The sequence below is a fragment of the Saccharothrix sp. NRRL B-16314 genome, assembly GCF_000716595.1.
Lineage (GTDB): Bacteria > Actinomycetota > Actinomycetes > Mycobacteriales > Pseudonocardiaceae > Actinosynnema.
On the sequence record NZ_JNXC01000003.1, the window covers coordinates 538,185 to 556,025 of the forward strand.

The window sequence follows — 17,841 nt, forward strand, 5'->3', positions numbered from 1 at the left end:
GACTCAGAAGGTGTGCGAGCAGTCCGGCTGCGAGCAGGTCACGGGGTTTGGTGAAACTCAAGACTGCTGTGGGCGGTCTGGTGGTGATGAAGATCCGCCCGTGCACGTTGGATGCCGCAGCCGGAACCGCCGAGTCGTCATGACGACGGGAATGTGGCGCGGTGGGCTGGGCGGACTCCGGTGCCACCGGGTCGGTGGCAAGGGCTGAATCCCGGTTTCGGCAACAAAGATTGTCAGTGTCTCCACCGCGAGCCGAGCATGGGCGCTCTGATCCACTCACGCGAAGGAGACCTCCGGACATGAGCGTCCACACCGCCGAGCGGAAGGCGGACTCGCGCGGGCTGCCGCTCGGCGTCTACCTGCTCGCGTTCAGCCTGTTCGCGATGGGCAGCGCGGAGTTCCTGGTCGCCGGGGTGCTGCCGCAGGTCGCCGACGACCTGCGGATCTCGTTGTCCTCGGCCGGCGCGTTGATCTCGGCGTTCGCCATCGGCGTGGTCATCGGCGGCCCGCCGCTGGCCGTCATCACGCTCCACTGGCCTCGGCGGACCACGCTGGTGGTCACGCAGGTCCTGTTCGCCGCCTCACTGGCGCTCGGCCTGCTGGTCGACAACTACGCCCTGCTGCTGGCCACCCGTTTCGTCGGTGGCCTTGCCTACGCGGGTTTCTGGGCGGTCGCGGCGGTCACCGCGATCAGCCTCGTCACCGCCGACCGCACCGCGCGTGCCTCCGGCGTGGTCGTCAGCGGGCTCAGTCTCGCGATGATCGCCGGCGGTCCGGCGGGCGCGCTGCTCAGCCACTTCACCGGCTGGGAGGGCGGGTTCTGGGCCGTCGTCGCCCTCACCGCCATCGGCGCGGTGTTGACGGCCGTCGCCGTTCCCGCCACCCGGGCCGAGCGGGAACCCAGTGTGCGGCGGGAATTGCGCACCATGCGGCAACCGCAGCTGTGGGTCGTTTACGCCGCGACCTTGTTGAGCACGGCCGCCTACATGATCTCGTACAACTACTTGGCGGCGTTCCTGGTCGACATCACCGCCGTCCCGGCGGTGTGGGTGCCGGCGATCCTGACGTTGTTCGGCATCGGCGCGTTCTTCGGCCTGTCGGTCGGCGGCAGGATCGCCGACCGGCGTCCCCATCACGCGCTCCTGGCCGGTGGCGTGGGAATCGCGACGACTTCCGCGCTGCTCGCGCTCCTGGCCGAGCACTCGGCGGCCGTCATCGTCCTCGTCGTGCTGATGGGCGTCGCGGGATTCGTGCTGAACCCGGCCATCTACGGGAGGGTGTTCACGGTCGCGGCTCAGGCGCCGACGTTGGCCGGTGCGACCGCCGTGTCGATGTTCCAGCTCGGCATCAGCGTGGTCCCGGTGCTCGCCGGAGTCGCGCTCAACGCCGGCGCGGGCCTCGTCTCCATCCCGTGGATCGGCGCGGCGCTGGCGGTGGCCGCGGTCCTGGCAGTTCTCTTGGAACGGACGATGTCCCGCCGCACGGGCGCGTAAGTCGGTCGATCCTCGCGCGTGGGCCGTCGAGCTGGGAGGCGCACGGTCCACTGTGGACGGCGCTGGAGGCTAGTCCTGGCCGGGCTGATCCGGGTGTGGCCATGCGTTCATCGCCGTGCGGACCGCGGCTTCGAGGTCGTCGCGGGTCGCACCGTCACGTGCGGACAGCGAGAGCCCCTGCCAGACCAGGACGACGTAGGTCGCCAGGTGGCCGGCGTCGACGTGGCGGGGGAGCCTGCCTTCGTCGACGTCGGCCTGGATCTTCCGCTCGACCAAGGCGGCGACGTGGGCTCGGCGGGCTCGTAGCCCTTCCGCCACCTCGGCCGCGGCGGGGCTGTGGTTGATCGCGCCGTTGATGATCAGGCACCCGGCGGGGCGGTCGGGCAGCGTCTGCTGGCGGGCCGCCCCGGACAGGAGTGCCGTCACCGCACGTCGAGCGTCGGCCCCACCACCGAGGGACTCTTCGATGTACCCGCCGTAGCGCTGCGCGTACGCCTCGACCGCCTCCTCGAAGAGCGCCTGCTTGCTGGTGAACGCGTTGTACAGGCTGGGCGCGACGATGCCCATCGCCTCGGCGAGGTCACGGGTCCCCACCGCGTCGTAGCCGCGCTCCCAGAACAGCACCATGGCGCGCTCCAGCGCCTCGTCCCGGTCGAAGCTGCGCGGCCGTCCTCGTCCTGGGGTCACCCCCCAATTGTATAGCGCTCGATCAGGAATCGTGTACGGTACTTGTGTATCGACCGCTATAAAAAGGTGGAGAGCATGCGACTCGACAACAGGACCGCGCTGGTGACCGGCGGGGGACGCGGCATCGGACGTGCCGTCTCACAGCGCCTCGCGGCCGAAGGGGCCCGGGTCCTGATCCACTACGGCCGCGACGCCGACGCGGCCGAAGCGACCGCGGCGGCCGTGCGCGAAGCAGGTGGCCAGGCCGAAACCCTGGGCGTCCCGCTGGGGGAAGCGGACCCCGAGCAGGAAGCGGCCGAGCTCTGGCGCCAGGTCGACGCCCTGGTGGACGGCGTCGACGTGCTGGTCAACAACGCCGGCATCGCGGACGTCCGGGGCACGATCGACGCGATCGACCCGGCCGGGCTGAACCGCCTCTGGGCGGTCAACACCGTCGCACCGTTCTTCATCACCAAGCACGCCCTGGGCCGGGTGCGTGACGGCGGTCGGATCGTCAACGTGTCCGCGCACCTGACCCGCGGCGCCACGCAACCGGACCTGATCGCGTACACGATGACGAAGGCGGCCATCGACGCCTTCACCGCCGCCCTCGCCAAGCAGCTCGGCGCACGGGGCATCACGGTCAACGCCGTCGCGCCCGGCGTGGTCGACACCGACATGAACGCCGCCTGGCTCGGCTACGCCCGCGACATGGTGGCGGGGCTCTCGCCCCTGGGCCGCGTCGCCGACGCCACCGATGTCGCCGACGTCGTGGCGTTCCTCGCGTCCGACGACAGCCGGTGGGTCACCGGTCAGCACGTCGACGCTTCCGGCGGTGCCCTGCTGTGACCAGCCTCGTGGCCCCGGCCGCCCGACGAAGCCCATGGCTCGGCTTCCTCGTGCTCGGCGGCATCGAGTTCCTCACGGTCATGGACGCCGCCGTGGTCAACATCGCCCTCCCGGTGATCAAGGAGGACCTCCGCTTCTCCCCGTCCACGATCGCGTGGGTCGTGAACTGCTACCTGATCCCGTTCGCGGGCGTGCTCCTGCTGGCAGGACGACTCGGTGACGTCCTCGGGCACCGGCGCCTGTTCCTGAGCGGGACGGCGTTGTTCACGCTGGCATCGGCGGGCTGCGGCTTCGCCGCCGCGCCGTGGCAACTGCTGCTCGGCCGCACGGTCCAAGGGCTCGGGGCGGCGCTCGTCGTCCCCGCGGCGCTGGCCCTCATCACCGGGCTGTTCGCGGAAGGGCCGGGGCGCAACCGGGCGTTGGCGATCTTCGGCGGCATGGGTGGACTCGCCGCGCCGGTCGGGCTGGTCGTCGGCGGGCTGCTGGCGGGCGTCGACTGGACGATGATCTTCTGGGTCAACGTGCCGCTCGGCGTCGTCGTGCTCCTGGTCGCCCGCGCGGTGCTGCCGGCACCCGCCAACACCCCGGCGCGACTCGACGTGGCAGGTGCTGTTGCCGCGACGGGCGCCCTCAGCCTCCTGGCGTTCGCTGCCGCGTCCCTCGAAAGCCCCTCGCCGCTGACCGTGACGCTGGCGGGCGCCGGTGCGGTGCTGTTCGGGGCGGTGTTCGTGCTGCGGCAGCGCAAGGCGGAGCACCCGCTCATCCCGGGATCGGTGCTACGGCTGCGTTCCGTCACGGTCGGGAGCGGGATCTTCGTGCTGGTCGGCACGATCTTGTTCGCCACCTTCTACATCGTGACGCTGTACCTCCAGGACGTGCGCGGCCTGGCACCGCTTGAGGCGACGCTGGTCTACCTGCCGCTCCCGCTGGCCGTCTTCGTCGGCACGCAGCTCGCACCGCGGCTGGTCGCCAGGCTGACAGCACGCAACGCTCTCGCGCTCGGCCTCGGGGTACAAGGCGCTGCACTGGTTGGGTGGGCGATGACCAGCACGGAAACGGGCAGCCTGCTGACAGGTCTGATCGCACCCGCGACACCGTGGGGCTTCGGGCTGGGACTGTCGATCGTCAGCTCGTTCGTGGTCTGCACGAGCGGTGTCGCCGGACCCGCCGCGGGTGCCGCGTCCGGTGTCGCCACCAGCGCTTACCAGGGCGGAGGAGCAGTGGGCCTCGCCGCCGTCGCAGCCCTGGCCGCGACCGGCACGAGTCGGGTCGCGGCCGGCGCGGCGGTCGACGGCCCGGCGCTGCTCGCCGGCTACCACCTCGCCATGTGGACCCTTGCGGCCGTGGCAGCAGTCGGAGTGGTCCTCACCAGGGCACTGCCGGCAGCGTCGGCACGCTGATGTTCGCGCGGTAATAGAGGCGCTTTCGCACGACGTGATCGACACCCGGCGAGGGCGAAACCTCGGCGGTGTACGAAGATCGGGCGGCACCGGCGGGTCGGCTCGCGAAATTCCACGCGCCGGCAAATCTCACAACGGATGGAGTGGCGCATGGTGATCGTGGCGGGGCACATCGTGGTCGACCCGCAGGAGCGCGAGGCCTACCTCGCGGACTGCGTGAACGTGGTGGAGCAGGCGCGCCGCGCACCCGGCTGCCTCGACTACGCCATCACCGCGGACCTGGTGGACGCCGGCCGGATCGTCATCTTCGAGCGCTGGGAGTCGCAGGCGGACGTGGAGGCGTTCCGCGGCAGCGGGCCCGGCGACGAGCAGGGCGCGGCGATCATCGAAGCCTCGGTCGCCGAGTACGACATCTCGGCCGTGCGCACCCTGTTCTGAACCCCTCCAACGCCTGGAACCCTCGCCCCCGCACTAATGCGGGGATGCTGGGGCGAGGACCTGCGAAGATCCGTTGATCAGCCTGGGCGAAGGCGGATCCTCATGCGCGGTGATCGCGGAGCGGCGGCCGGTTACGACGCGTTCATGTCGTACAGCCACGCGCACGACGGCAGGCTGGCGCCGCTGTTCCAGCGCGAGGTGGAGCGGTTCGCCAAGCGGTGGAACCAGAGCCGGGCGCTGCGGGTGTTCCGGGACGACGCGAACCTCGTCGCGAGCGCCGCCCTGTGGCCCTCGATCGTCGCGGCGATGTCCGCGTCCCGGTGGTTCGTGCTGATGGCGTCACCCGACGCGGCGAGGTCGCCGTGGGTGGACGCCGAGGTCGCGTGGTGGCTGGAGCACCGGTCGGTCGACACCCTGCTGATCGTGGTCACGGCGGGTGACGTCGTGTGGGGGCCTGGTGGCGTCGACCGGACGGCTTCCACGGCGCTGCCGCCGTCGCTGGTGGCGGCGCTCGCGGTGGAACCGCGGTGGGTCGACCTGCGCGCCCTGGACACCGCCGAGGAGGTCGACTGGGCCGATCCGCGGTTGCAGGACCGGGTGGCCGACGTCGCCGGCGCGATCCGCGGTGTCTCGAAGGACGCCGTCGTCGGCGAGCACGTCCGGCAGCACCGGCGCACCATGCGACTGGCCCGCGGCGGCGCGACCGCGTTGGCCGTGCTGCTGGTCGCGGCCCTGGTCGCCGCGGCCGTGGCGGTGTGGCAGAACCGGGAGGCCACCCGGCAGGCTCGGATCGCCACCGCACGGCAGTTGGCCGCCACCGCGCTGTCCGAAGTGGACAACCAGCTCGACCTCGCGCAGCTCCTGGCGGTCGAGGCGCACCGGATGAGCCCCGACGACCCGCAGACGCGGGCGGCGCTGTTCCAGGTGTTCGCCGCGAGCCCGTACCTGAAGCGGCACCGGCAGGTCGGCCGTCCGGTGAGCGTGATCGGCGGCGGGGAGTCCGTCGCGGTCGCGGGCACGGCGGACGGGCACCTCGTGCGCTGGGACGTGCGGGACGACCGGACCACGTCCACCGCGGTCGGGGAACGGGCCGTCACCGCGGTGGCCGCATCCGACGACGGTGGGGTGATCGCGGCGGCCGACGGCACCACCGTGGTCTTGTGGCGCGGCGACGACGGGAAACCCGAGCAGGTCTTCGAGGGCGCGGCGAGCGGCGTGGCCGTGTCACCGTCCGGGAAGACCGTAGCGGTGGTGGGAGGCGACGCGCCCTTCGACGACGGACCGTTGCCGCTGGTGGTGGTCGACGGGGCCACTGGTGCCGAACTCCGGCGCACCACCCTCCCCTCCGCGCCCGGCCACCTCGCGCTGCCCGACGACAAGACCCTGATGATCAGCACGGGCGCCGGCTCGTGGCAGCGACGGGCGGTGGCGGACTTCCGCCCACTCGGGGACTCCGAGACCGGTGCCGGCACCCCTGCGGCTTCCTTCTGCTGCGGCTACTCCCGCAACGGCGCGTACTTCGCCTGGTCGAAGTTCGCGGACTTCCACGTCCACCCCCAGTCCACCACTCCGGACCGCGGCGTCCTCGCCGGCTCGTCGCTGCCCATCGAGGAGCCGGAAGAGTTCGCGGTGAGCAACGACGGCAAGATGCTCGCGGCGGCGGGCGGCGAAGTCCTCTACGTGCAGGGGAACCTGCGGCGACCGATCCCGCAACGGCTGCCGGGCGCGGGCCGGGTCACCGGGCTCACGTTCCTCGACGCCGAGCGGCTGGTGTCCGGCAGCGGGTCCGCGCTGATCCTGTGGGACCTCACGCAGGTCTCCCGGGCGTTGGCGGGCCCGCCGAGCGCCGCGCCCGACTCCAGCAACGCGGGTCCGCCGCCGAGGGTGGCGCTGTCACCGGACGGCCGGTGGGTGGCGAGCGCCGGTGAGGGCGAGGACGTGCTCGTCCACGATGTCGCCGAACAGCGGGACCTGCCCGTCCAGCACGCGGTGCCGAACGCGCTGCCGGTGTGGTCGGCGGACAGCCGGACGCTGGTGCTGCTGGGCGACGACGGCGGGCACGACGCGACCCTGTGGTCGGAAGGCGGCGCCTACCGGGGCTGGCCGCGGCAGGTCGGGGGCCGGGTCTTCGCCGCCGCCGCTTCGCCCGACGGGCGGTCCCTGGTCTCGGTCGGAGAGGCGGGGGTCGTGGAGCGTGACCCGGCCGACGGCGACGTCCGGCTGCACGTGGCCGTCGAGGGCCTGGCCGAGGGCGGGGGATCGGAGCGGCAGTGGACGGCGTCCGTCCGGCCGGACGCCGGGTTCGCGGCCGTGATCGACGGGAACGGGTCGGTGCACGTCGTCGACGTCGAGGCTGAGGAGAGCCGGGTGCTCCCGCGGGCCGGCGCGAACGCCGTCACCTACGGACCGGACCACCTGGTGGTGCAGTACGAGGACTCCGGCATCGAGGTGTGGAACGCGGACGCGTCCGAACGGCTGCGCGTCGAAGCCGCCGACGCGGGCTACCAGCGCGCGATGGCGGTGGTGGCCGAGCACGGCCTGCTGGCCAGGATCACCGCGCAGGGCACGGTCGTGCTGTCCGATGTGGCCACCGGCGGACCGCTCGGCGTCGTGGCCCTGCCCATGCCGGAGCGGTCGACCGGCGCGCCGCCGTGGGGCTCCACCACGGTCGTGGCCGGTGGTCGCGGCCTCGCCACCGCCACGTCGTCCGGCGCGGTGGTCCGGTGGGAACCGGACCCGGCCCGGTGGCGCGGTTCCGCGTGCGCCACCGCCGGCCGGGACCTGACCGCCGACGAGTGGCGCGGCTACGTGGACCTCGACCCGCCGGAAAACCTCGACTGCGCAAGGTGATCCCGGGAAAAGTCCTGTCCGAAGCAGACCTCCGCCTGGGAGTATGCGCGCACCAGACGCGGCACGCCGCCCGTCGCACACACCCCAAAGGTGGACATGAGATCGTCCGGAAGACCGGGGCGCACCGCGCGCACCGGAGTGCTCGTCGCTGCCCTGATCGGCAGCCTCGCGGTGGTGCCCGGCACCGCCGCCGCGGCCCAGAGCCCGAACTGGGCCACGCAGAACTCGACGAAGTGGCTCAGCACCGACTCCCGCACCCCGGACGTGGCCGTCACCACCGGTGACGCCCGCGTCGGCTCGTGGCGGGACGCCGAGGGCAAGCACCACATCGCCAAGTCCTACTTCACGTTCGACCTCACCCGGTTCACGGGCACGCAGCTGTTCACCGCGTCGATCCGCACGCCGGAGCTCGCCGCGAACGACTGCGCCAAGCCGCGGGCGACCGAGGTGTGGGTCGTGGAGCCGTCGGACGCGATCACGTGGGCGAACCAGCCGCGTGAAGTGGTCCGGGTGGCCGGTCCCACGGGCCCGGACGGGTGCACGACGCCGTGGCTCAACTGGAACGTCCTCGACGTGGTCAAGCAGGCCGTCGCGGAGGGCCGCACGTCCCTCACCGTCGCAGTCCGCGTCGCCGAGGAGTTCCAGGGTGATGTGGCCTACGGCCGCACCCACAACGCGTTCGCGGTCCTGAACACCACGTTCAACACACCGCCCGCGACGCCGACCAACCTGCAGGTCGAGCACCAGCCCTGCACCGGCGAGCCGATGTACTTCGCCGGCACACGGCCGTTCGTGTCCGCCAGGGCGAGCGACCCGGACGGCACCTACGGGCTGGACGGACGGCTGGCGTTCTGGCCGGTGGACGCGCCGGACCGGCGCGTCGAGGTCCGGACCCAGGGCGGGGACCGGGTGACCGGCTGGTTCCCCGAGGGCATGATCCAGGACGGCGGCACCTACGCCTTCGCCGCCCGCGCGGAGGACGGTTTCGCCAACTCCGAGTGGTCCGCGCCGTGCGTGTTCACGTCCGACCTCACGGCGCCGGCGAAGGCGCCGACGGTCACCTCCACGGTGTACCGGGAGGACGGCGGCCCGCCCGGTGACGGCGGCGACGGCATCCCGGGCGACTTCACGTTCAGCGCCGACGGCGACCAGGACGTGGTGGCGTTCGACTACTCGGGACCAGGCATCCAGGGCGGCCGGGTGGCCGCCGACCAGCCGGGCGGTTCCGCCACGGTGACGGTCACCCCCACCACCGACGGACCGGTCTCCATCCAGGTCAGCGGCATCGACCGCGTGGGCTACCGGTCACCGGCCCGGACCTACCGGTACTGGGTGCGGTCCACGGCTCCGTCGGTGGAGATGCCGCTGTTCGAGATCGGCGAGCCGCGGGACGTCGTGCTCACCGCGACCCAGCCCGGTGCGACGGCGTTCGTCTACCAGCTCGACGGTGGTGCCGAGCAGACGGTGCCGGTCGGCGAGGACGGCACGGGCCGCGTGACGCTCGTGTTCCCCGAGCCCGGACCGAACAGCCACCACTTCCTGGTGTGGACGGTCGACGCCACCGGCTTCAAGTCGGGCGCCTACGACCAGCACCTCTACGTCGACCAGGCGCAGCCGTGGGTGGACGTCGACCCGTGGTGGGGCGTCGTCGGGGAGAAGCGGGTCTTCACCGTCTCGCCGAACCGGACCGGTGTCGTGTCGTACGTGTACCGGATCGGCGGGGAACCGGAGGTGTCGGTGCCCGCCGCGCCGGACGGCTCGCTGACCTTCGAGTACACCCCGACCGTCGCGGGCGAGGTCACCGTGCTGGTGGCGAGCGTCAACGGCGCGGGCATCCGCTCCGGCTGGGGCGAGAGCGGCGTCTACGCGGACGCGCCCGCGCCGACCGTGACCAGCGCCGAGTACCCCGGGTACCCGGAAGGCGGCGGTCCCGGCGTCACCGGCACCTTCACGTTCTCCTCGCCGTACCTGCCGGTGGTCTCGTACCGGTACGCGTTCGCCGGCGGGGCGGAGCAAGCGGTGCCGGCGGGCGACGAGGGCACGGCATCGGTCCAGTGGACGCCCACGAATCCCGGCTTCCACTCGGTGCGGGTCCGCGGCGTGACCGCGACGGGCGTCGAGACGGACGAGGCGTACTTCTCGTTCCGGGTCAAGGCATTCCCACCGGCGGTGACCAGCCCGCAGTTCCCGGACGGCGGTCCGTCGACCGCCAAGGTGGGGCAGCCGGTCGAGTTCACCGTCACCCCGGCGCTGCCCGGTTCGCACGAGGTGCTGTGGTCGATCGCGTTCACCCCGCCGCAGGTCGTGCCGGTCGGTCCGGACGGCAAGGCGACGTTCACCTACACGCCCCTCGGGTCGTTCCAGCTCACCGTGTCGAGCCGGACGCCCGGAGGCGCCGTGTCGGGTGACGTGACCCGCTCGTACTACGTGCAGCCGTGACGGTGTGGCCCGTCGGTTCGACCGGCGGGCCACACCCCGGCCCTACTGGACGCTCGGCCAGCCCGCCGAGTCGTAGACGAGGCGGTTGATGCCGAGCAGCGACGCTCCGCTGTCGGCGTAGTAGTGGTAGACCAGCAGATCACCGTCGGTGTCGGCGAGCACCGCCTGGTGGCCCGGACCGTGGATGCTGCCGTGCGAAGCCAGGATCTGAGTGCCGCCACCGGAGTTCATGGTGACGCCGTTGCGGTCGTGGTACGGGCCGGTGACGCTGGTGGAACGGCCCACCATCACCCGGTACGTGCTGGACGCGCCCTGGCAGCACCGGTCGAACGAGACGTACTGGTAGTAGTACGACCCGCGCTTGAAGATGAACGGCGCCTCGATCGCGCCACCGCCCCGGCCGGCGATGGCCAGGAACGTGCTGTTGAGCCGCAGCCCGGTCGACGGGTTCAGCTCGATCATCTTGATGCCGGACCAGAACGAGCCGAAGCTCAGCCACCACCGGCCCTGGTCGTCCACGACGAGGTTGCCGTCGATGGCGTTCCAGTCGTCGCTCGTGCGCGATTCGATCACCAGACCGCGGTGGGTCCAGGTGCCGGCGTCGCCGCTCGGGCTGGTGGCCAGGAAGATCGCTGACCGGTTCGAGCCGAACGACGAAGCCGAGTAGTACATGTAGTACTGGCCGTTGCGGTACGAGATGTCCGGTGCCCAGAGGTTGCGCCCGCCGTTGGTGTAGGTCGTGGTCCACGACGCGCCGCCGGGGAACGCCTGGCCCGCGTTGCGGAACGCGGTCCGGTCGGCCGACGTCTTCAGCGCGATGTTGTCGCCGGTGTGCGCGACCAGGTAGCCGCCGGTGGGCCGCTTGACCGCGGTCGGGTCGTGCACGCCGATGTCACCGGTGACGTATCCGGGGTTCGGGTAGCCGGCCGACCCCGTGGACCACTTCTGGTTGGGCGTGCCGGTGCACGTCCACAGGATGACCCTGGTGCCGTTGGCGGTGCCGTGGTCCAGCACGTCCAGGCACAGGCCGGAGTTCGTCGCGGTGACGGAGCCGTCGCCGTTGAGCCGGAACTTCTGGTTCGCCGCGCCGGTGCAGGTCCAGATCACCAGCCGGGTGCCGGCCGTGGTGCCGTGGTCGTAGGCGTCGAGGCAGCGCGTGTCGTCGAACGTCCGCAGCTCACCGCCGGAGGTGAAGTGCCAGCCCTGGTTCGCCTGCCCGTTGCAGTCCCAGATGGACACTTCCGTGCCCGGGGCGGTGTTGTTGCCGACCACGTCCAGGCAACGTCCGGACCCGGTGCCCACCAGCGGTGAGCCGATGACGGCCGACGCCGCGGGCGCCGTGACCAGTGCCGCTGCCAGCGCGGCCACCAACAACGCGGCTCTGCCGAGCCGAATGGTGCTTCTTGCGGTGGACATCCATTCCTCCCGGAGAACTGCGGTCAGTAGCCGATCTGGAACGTGGCGTCGGCGCGGTCCGCCGCGGTGCCGATGGGGTCGATGCGCAGGACGTAGTCGGCGTGCCGGAGGTGCCGGTCGGGGAAGTTGTGCGACCGGAACGACGTCCAGGCGCTGTTCGCCAGGCCGGCGACCCGGTGGAACGTGGCGTCCGCCGCGAACGTCGCCGAGCCGTCGTCGGCGGCGAGACCGACGACGTAACCGGCGTGCCGCAGGTACCGGTCCGGGAAGTTGACCGAGCGGAAGGAGACGCCGCTTGAGGACGCCAAGCCCGGCACCAGGCGCCACTGGGAGTCCTGGTAGGGGTCGAACGGGTACGGGTCGATGCGGGCCGCGTTGTCCGCGTGCCGGATCAGGTGGTCCGGGAAGTTGTAGGACTTGATCCTGTTCCACGCCGGCGTGCCCCACCGGGACAGCAGGTTGGCGTGCTCGGTCGCGGTGATCGGGCAGATGGTGGGGTGCTTCGCGTTCAGCGGCTGGGTGTACTGCGCCTTCGTGAGCGGCGTCCAGCCGTTGGAGTTGACGTCGCCGCTGCGCCACGCGTACAGCTCGCCGTTGACCGGGGAGAACGAGTCACCCCACAGCCACCACTCGTTGCGGTCGTTGGCCTTCACCACGATCGGCGCCTCGATGCCGCCGTTCACCACGCCGCTGGTGTAGGTGGTGAAGCTGCGCGGGTTCAGCGTGCCGGAGCGCGCCCCGTACAGGCGCCCGTCGGCGAAGCTCTTGTAGTACAGGAAGTTCGTCCCGCCGCCGACGTGCACGGTGGCGTCGAGGACGTTGAAGCCGGGGTCGAAGAAGAGCTGCGGCGAGCCGACGTTAACGAAATCGGTGGTGTAGTTGACCCAGATGCCGTCACGGCCGCCGCTGTTGGCGGAGTAGACGATGCCGTACTGGCCGCGGGCGGCGTCCCAGAACGCCTCGGGCGCCCACGTGTGGGTCGGCATGGAGTGCATCTTCAGCCTGCGGTAGCCCGTGAACGACCGCAGGTCCGCGGAGTCCCAGGCGTGGATGTACTGGTTCTGCCGGGTGAAGTCGGTGCCGGTCAGGTCGGTCGCCAGGACCACGAACCCGCCGCCCTGCTTGCGCATGATGAACGGGTCGCGCAGACCACCCGTGCCCGCGGTGGGCGTGGCGACCGGGTTGTTCTGGTTCAACGGGGTCCAGGTGAGGCCGTCGGTGCTGACCGCCAGGTGCAGCGCGTACCGGTCGGCGAGCTTCGACGGCGACTCGGTGAAGTAGCCCATCACGTAGGCGGAATCGCCCGGAGCGGCCTGCGCGGTCAGGCGGGACGCCCCCGTGAGGGCGACCGCGGACAAGCCGCCGGCCAGGAACGTGCGTCGTTGCAGCATGGACGTCCTTGTCCACTGGGAGGGGGTGGTGGCCGGCGGCGGGAGACGTGCCGCCGGCCACCGGGCAGGGGGTGGTTCGGCCAGGGGTGGTTCCGTCAGGGGTGGTTCGGCCAGGAGGTGGTCTCGGTCAGGAGGTGGGTTCGCCGGACGGCGCGGCGAGCTGGGTGCCGAGCCGGACCGGTGTGCCGAAGTTCGGCGTTCCGTCGGAGTTCCAGGTGAACTTCTGGGCACGCGTGGAGCGGTTCATGTCGCAGCCGCCGGACGCCGAGTCGTTGGCGTGGTAGACGATCCAGTCCTCGGTGCCGTCGGGCGACTTGAAGAACCCGTTGTGGCCCGGTGCGAACACGCCGTTGCCGTCGTTGCGCTGGAACACCGGGTTCGGGGACTTCGTCCAGTGCGACCGGTTGAGCGGATCGCTGCCGGTCAGCGTGAGCAGGCCCAGCTTGTAGTCCGGGCCCCAGCACGCGCTGGCCGAGTACACGATCATCGTGCGACCGTTGCGGTACAGCGGTTCCGCGCCTTCGTTGACCGGAGCGGTCTGCCGTTCCCACGCCAGCGTCGGCTGGCTGATCGTGCGCCGCGCGCCGCTGATCGTGTACGGGTTGGACAGCGGTGTGATGGTGAGCGACTGGGTGCCGTCCATCGCGCTGCCCATCAGGTACAGCCGCCCGTTGTGCTGGAGGATGCTCGGGTCGAGCTCCCACGTGCTGCCGAGGTCGGCCTTGAACGTGTACGGGCCCATCGGGTCGGAGCCGGCGCTCTCGATCACGTGCAGCCGCTGCGTGGGGTTGTAGTCCGACACGTTCTGCCCGGCCACGTAGTACAGGTACCAGCGGCCGTTGAGCAGGAAGAACTCCGGCGCCCACATGTTGCAGCACCCGTTGGACCGGCCCGCCAGGTTGAAGATCACCTGGTCGGCCGCGGTGGACAGCCCGGCCAGCGTCCGCGACCGGCGCATCGTGATGGTCGAGTTCCACGTCGTCGTGGCCAGGTAGTAGTAGCCGTTGTGGTACTGGAGCCACGGGTCGGGGCCGTTGCGCTTGATCGGGTTGGTGAACGTGCCCGGCGCGGGCGCACCGAGCTTCACCAGCTGCCACTGCTGGTTCGTGCCACCGGTGTCGGGCCACTGGATGAGCTGCGCGCCGTCGGCGGTGGAGAAGTCGAGCACGTCGACGGCCTTGCCGCTGTTGCGGTTGACCAACCGGACGAACCCGCCCGCCGAGTCGGCCAACCGGAACTGCTGGTTCGTCGCGCCGCGGTCGGTCCACTGGATGACGTTCGCGCGGTCGGCGGTCGAGCCGCCCTCGATGTCGAGGACCTTGCCGCTGTGCACGGACCTCAGCCGGTAGTAGCCGTCACCGGAGTCCAGGAACTTCCACTGCTGCCACGCGCCGTCGTTGCGCGTGTACTGCGAGATCCGCGCGCCGTCGTTGGTCGCGAGGTCGTAGACGTCCAGCGCCTTGCCGCTGTTGCGGTTGACCAGCACGTACGTCGCGCTGGTGTCGACCACGGCGGCGGACGCCGACTGCGGCAGGGCGATCACACCACCGCCGAGCAGGACCGCCGTCGTGGCGAGGGCGAGGGCCGATCTCATGTTGTTTCTCCTTGCGCCGTTGCAGGGAACGAGGTGATCGGATGTCAACCGGTTGCCCGACCAGCGGTGGTCGGGCGGGCGGAGACGGCGGCGTGGAGTGCTGCGGTGCCAAGGCCTGTTAACGCTAACAGCAGAAGTTGGCGAACTTCAACAGGCAAATGGTCGCGCTGCTGCGTTCGGCCTAGTAGGGCGGCTGTACGGCGGTTTTGTCTTCGTTGTGGCCGATTTCTGGGGATAGCGCCGATCTGTTAGCGATAACAGAGATCGTTACTGGCGGGTCATCGCGTCCGTGGTCGATCGGGCGCGCGAACGCGGGAGGGGCACCGAGCCGACCGGCTCGATGCCCCTCCCGCGGGTGTTGCTCCGGGTGTCAGCCGGCGGAGCAGGTGGGCGACATGCCCGTGCCCGATCCGGTGGCCTGGTAGCCGAACTCGACCGACTGCCCGGCCGCGATCGAACCGTTGTAGCTGACGTTCGTGAACTCGACCGCGCCGCTGGTGCCGCTGCGGTTGACGTTCCACGAGTTGGTGATGGTCGCGCCGGACGGGAGGGTCATGGCGACTTTCCAGCCGTTGACCGGTGCGGAGCCGGCGGTGACGCGCACCGTGGCGACGAAGCCGCCCGTCCACTGGTTGATCGCCGCCGACGCCGTGCAGCCACCGTTCGGCGAGCTGGTCGTGGTGGTGGTTGTGGTCGTCGTTGTGGTCGTGGCCGTGGTTGTCGTGGTGGTGTCGCTGCTGGTGGTGGTGGATGTCGTGGTGGTGGTTCCGTCGGTGAGGGTGGGGGTTTGCCAGGTGCGCCATTGGGCGAGGTTGCCGGCGGCTTTGGCGGAGATGCGGATGGTGCCGGTGGCGGTGCCGGTCTTGTGGAGGAATTTCTGGATGTTCTGTTGGAGGGGGGTGCGCCATTCGGGTCGGTTGGCGCAGTGGCTGCCGTCGGCGACGTCGGACCAGTAGGTGATGTTGGCGCCGGCGCCGAGTGCTTTGTATACCTCTGCGCCGCCGAGGGCGGCGACGCTGGCGGAGCGGGGGCCGAGGTTGGCGATGTGGGGGTTGTCCATGATGAACAGGCCGCGGGGGGCGACCATGGCGACGAGTTGGTGGGTGTCGAGGGGGGTGGTGTTGGGGTTGGTGGTGTAGGGGCTGAAGGCGTCGCCGAACCAGGGTTGTTCGCCGTAGGCGCTGGTGAGGCTTTGGGCGCCTTCGCCGGGGATGCCGCGGTAGATGGGTGCGCCGGCGGTGCCGGATTCGATGGGCATGGTCAGGGCGATGCGTTGGTCGAAGACGCCGACGGCGAAGGCGCCTTTGCCGAAGCGGGAGCAGCCGGTGACGCCGACGGCGTCGGCTTTGAGGGTGGTGCCGCCGGAGGTCTCGATGACGTCGATGATGCGGCTGACGCCCCAGGACCAGGCCATGAGCAGGCCGGTGGTGCTGGTGTTGCCGTAGACGCTGTAGAAGGCGCCTTGTTTGTTGTTGCGGGGGGTGCCTTCGCGGCCCACGGCGTAGGGGTCGTAGTTGATGACGGCGGCGCCGGCGGCTTTGATGGCGGCGGTGTCGGCGCCGAAGCCGCCCAGCACGACGACGGCGGGGAAGGGCCCGGTGCCGGACGGCAGTTCGACCTTGGCGGAGAAGCTGCTGCTGCGGCCGTTGTGGGAGACGTTGACGGTGATGTTGCTGCCGGACACGGTGCCGGTGACGGTGGAGGGTTTGGCCGGTTTGTCGCCGTAGACGTGCCGTTCGGCAAGTTCCCGGATCTCCGCCCGCCGGCACCGCCAGTCCGACTTGCTCGTGATCCGCGACCCGTTCAGCTTCGTGAACGGGTCGGGCAGTTGCGAGTTCGACGGGAACGACCCCGGCAACGACACCGGGCAGTCCGCCCCGTCGTCCTCGACACCCGCGGCGGCGACACCCACCCCCGCCGCCACCGCGGAGTCGGAAATCGCTATCGCGGTCAGCGTTCCGGCGAGCGTGAGCGCCGCGACCGCCAGCATGGCAGCCGTCGAACGGATCTTGGAGCGGCCCGAGCTGATGTCCACGGGTGCTCTCCTTCCGAGTGCGTGGGCGTGACCAGGCGGCGTCGATCGATGATCACTGAGGGCGAATGACCTAAAGTTTCGGTCGATTGAACGAAACATGGCAATGCCGCCATCCGCGCACCCGGTCTCACTTGGCCCACCCCCGTGAGTCCTACGTTCACGCCCCGTGAGTCGTACCTACAGAACACCCGTGTCCTACGTTCAGAACCCCCGAGTTCAACGCTCAGTACAAGATCGATGGTGGCGGCGAAACGGCCGGGCCGGTCGTACTCGGGGAACGCGGGCGTGGCGCGTTCGTAGGCACGCGCGCTGCGCATCGGACGCACGGGCCGGCCGGCGACCAGCCAGATCAGCGACCCGACCAGCGGGAAGAACAGCACGATCAGCAGCCAGCCGACCTTCGGCAGGTTCCGCGCGTCACCGTCGTCGGTGGTGATGACGTCGATCAGGCAGAACAGCCACAGGCCGAGCGTGAGAAGGCCGAAGAAGCCACCGAAGTACAGCATTCGCCCACATCCCCCAAAGTCGCCCGAGAGATGCTACCGCAAGGGGCACAAGGCATGGGTCAACGATCGAGCTGCCCGACGAGCACCCGCAACGCCGAGCGCACGTGCTCCTCGGCGTGGTGCGCGACGGCGTCGGGATCACCGGCGTCGAGCAGTCGGACGATCTCCCGGTGCTCGTCCACGACCACCGCGCGGTAGTCGGGGTAGCCCAGGCGAATCCGGGTGAGCTGGAACAGGTGCACCTGCGAGCGCACGGCGTGCCACGCGTCCAGCAGCCGCCGGTTGCCCGCGGCCTCGTAGATCGTGTCGTGGAACTCGATGTCCAGCGCCAGCAACTCGCTGCTGGACGCGCCCGACGCGAGTCGGCGGGCCATGGTGTCGACCAGCCGCCCCAGCACGTCGAGGTCGACGCGGCCGATCGCGCCACGTCCCGCGAGTCCTTCCAGCGCGGCCCGGACCGAGTAGACCTCCTCGGCGTCCCGGACGGTCAGGTCGATCACCTTCGTGCCGCGGTGCCAGGCGCTGCGCACCAGCCCTTCCCGCTCCAGCTCGGCGAGGCCTTCGCGCACCGACCCCCGGCTGACGTCCAAGGACGCCGCCAGTTCCACCTCGCGCACGGGCGATCCGGGCGGGAACACGCCGGCGAGGATCGCTTCACGGATCCGGTCGGCCGCCTCGTCCGCCAGCCCTCGCCGATCGGCCTTACGCAGCAGCTGCACAATGTCGAATGTTGACATCAGCCAAGGCGGTGGTCAAGGTTGGGG

The 17,841-nt window shown here is 70.7% G+C and carries 12 protein-coding genes and 1 pseudogene; 6 read left to right on the forward strand and 7 right to left on the reverse strand.

What is annotated here, in order from left to right; genetic code table 11:
• Positions 1-299 precede the first annotated feature (299 nt).
• A complete protein-coding gene (locus OQ02_RS09590) occupies positions 300-1,493 on the forward strand; it encodes an MFS transporter (protein ID WP_033437872.1) in 1,194 nt (397 codons plus the stop codon).
• Between the two features lie 69 nt (positions 1,494-1,562).
• Here OQ02_RS09590 and OQ02_RS09595 read toward each other — a convergent pair whose 3' ends face one another.
• The gene (locus tag OQ02_RS09595; protein ID WP_033437873.1) at positions 1,563-2,180 is read right to left on the reverse strand and encodes a TetR/AcrR family transcriptional regulator; all 618 of its coding nucleotides are present in this window, start codon (positions 2,178-2,180) and stop codon (positions 1,563-1,565) included.
• A 75-nt stretch (positions 2,181-2,255) separates the two neighbouring features.
• Here OQ02_RS09595 and OQ02_RS09600 point away from each other — a divergent pair, with 75 nt between their 5' ends.
• From OQ02_RS09600 to OQ02_RS09620, 5 genes are all read left to right on the forward strand, one after another.
• Complete coding sequence (locus OQ02_RS09600; protein WP_033437874.1) at positions 2,256-3,008, forward strand: SDR family oxidoreductase; 753 nt, start codon at positions 2,256-2,258, stop codon at positions 3,006-3,008.
• Positions 3,005-4,408 (forward strand): MFS transporter, encoded by a 1,404-nt coding sequence (locus OQ02_RS09605; RefSeq protein ID WP_156076933.1) that lies wholly within the window; start codon positions 3,005-3,007, stop codon positions 4,406-4,408. Before OQ02_RS09600 ends, OQ02_RS09605 begins: the two co-directional genes overlap by 4 nt.
• Before the next feature lie 150 nt (positions 4,409-4,558).
• Positions 4,559-4,846, forward strand: a complete 288-nt coding sequence (locus OQ02_RS09610) for a putative quinol monooxygenase (protein ID WP_033437875.1) — start codon at positions 4,559-4,561, stop codon at positions 4,844-4,846.
• Positions 4,847-4,948: 102 nt separating this feature from the next.
• Positions 4,949-7,696, forward strand: a complete 2,748-nt coding sequence (locus OQ02_RS09615) for a TIR domain-containing protein (RefSeq protein ID WP_033437876.1) — start codon at positions 4,949-4,951, stop codon at positions 7,694-7,696.
• Between the two features lie 96 nt (positions 7,697-7,792).
• Complete coding sequence (locus tag OQ02_RS09620) at positions 7,793-10,135, forward strand: hypothetical protein (protein WP_156076934.1); 2,343 nt, start codon at positions 7,793-7,795, stop codon at positions 10,133-10,135.
• Positions 10,136-10,177: 42 nt separating this feature from the next.
• Here the strand turns inward: OQ02_RS09620 and OQ02_RS09625 are convergent, their stop codons facing one another.
• The 6 genes and pseudogenes from OQ02_RS09625 to OQ02_RS09645 form a co-directional block, all read right to left on the reverse strand.
• A complete protein-coding gene (locus OQ02_RS09625) occupies positions 10,178-11,551 on the reverse strand; it encodes a family 43 glycosylhydrolase (RefSeq protein WP_033437878.1) in 1,374 nt (457 codons plus the stop codon).
• Between the two features lie 23 nt (positions 11,552-11,574).
• Positions 11,575-12,942, reverse strand: coding sequence for a glycoside hydrolase family 43 protein (locus tag OQ02_RS09630; RefSeq protein WP_033437879.1), 1,368 nt, complete (start codon positions 12,940-12,942; stop codon positions 11,575-11,577).
• Positions 12,943-13,069: 127 nt separating this feature from the next.
• Positions 13,070-14,536: a family 43 glycosylhydrolase gene (locus OQ02_RS09635; RefSeq protein ID WP_033437880.1), complete on the reverse strand. Its 1,467-nt coding sequence runs from the start codon at positions 14,534-14,536 to the stop codon at positions 13,070-13,072.
• 370 nt (positions 14,537-14,906) lie between these two features.
• Positions 14,907-16,571 carry a glucuronyl esterase domain-containing protein gene (locus OQ02_RS09640; RefSeq protein ID WP_033437881.1) on the reverse strand — a complete coding sequence of 555 codons (1,665 nt, stop codon included), beginning with the start codon at positions 16,569-16,571 and terminating at the stop codon, positions 14,907-14,909.
• A gap of 239 nt (positions 16,572-16,810) precedes the next feature.
• Positions 16,811-17,077 (reverse strand): annotated as a pseudogene (locus OQ02_RS42270) (PLDc N-terminal domain-containing protein); the annotation flags it as partial.
• Positions 17,078-17,136: 59 nt separating this feature from the next.
• Positions 17,137-17,796, reverse strand: a complete 660-nt coding sequence (locus tag OQ02_RS09645; RefSeq protein ID WP_331281528.1) for a GntR family transcriptional regulator — start codon at positions 17,794-17,796, stop codon at positions 17,137-17,139.
• Positions 17,797-17,841: the final 45 nt, after the last annotated feature.

Excerpts from the sequence above, each read along its gene's own strand:
- OQ02_RS09600 (WP_033437874.1), top strand. The coding sequence starts at position 2,256 with ATGCGACTCGACAACAGGACCGCGCTGGTGACCGGCGGGGGACGCGGC.
- OQ02_RS09615 (WP_033437876.1), top strand. The coding sequence starts at position 4,949 with ATGCGCGGTGATCGCGGAGCGGCGGCCGGTTACGACGCGTTCATGTCG.
- OQ02_RS09630 (WP_033437879.1), bottom strand. The coding sequence starts at position 12,942 with ATGCTGCAACGACGCACGTTCCTGGCCGGCGGCTTGTCCGCGGTCGCC.
- OQ02_RS09590 (WP_033437872.1), top strand. The coding sequence starts at position 300 with ATGAGCGTCCACACCGCCGAGCGGAAGGCGGACTCGCGCGGGCTGCCG.
- OQ02_RS09620 (WP_156076934.1), top strand. The coding sequence starts at position 7,793 with ATGAGATCGTCCGGAAGACCGGGGCGCACCGCGCGCACCGGAGTGCTC.
- OQ02_RS09625 (WP_033437878.1), bottom strand. The coding sequence starts at position 11,551 with ATGTCCACCGCAAGAAGCACCATTCGGCTCGGCAGAGCCGCGTTGTTG.
- OQ02_RS09635 (WP_033437880.1), bottom strand. The coding sequence starts at position 14,536 with ATGAGATCGGCCCTCGCCCTCGCCACGACGGCGGTCCTGCTCGGCGGT.
- OQ02_RS09610 (WP_033437875.1), top strand. The coding sequence starts at position 4,559 with ATGGTGATCGTGGCGGGGCACATCGTGGTCGACCCGCAGGAGCGCGAG.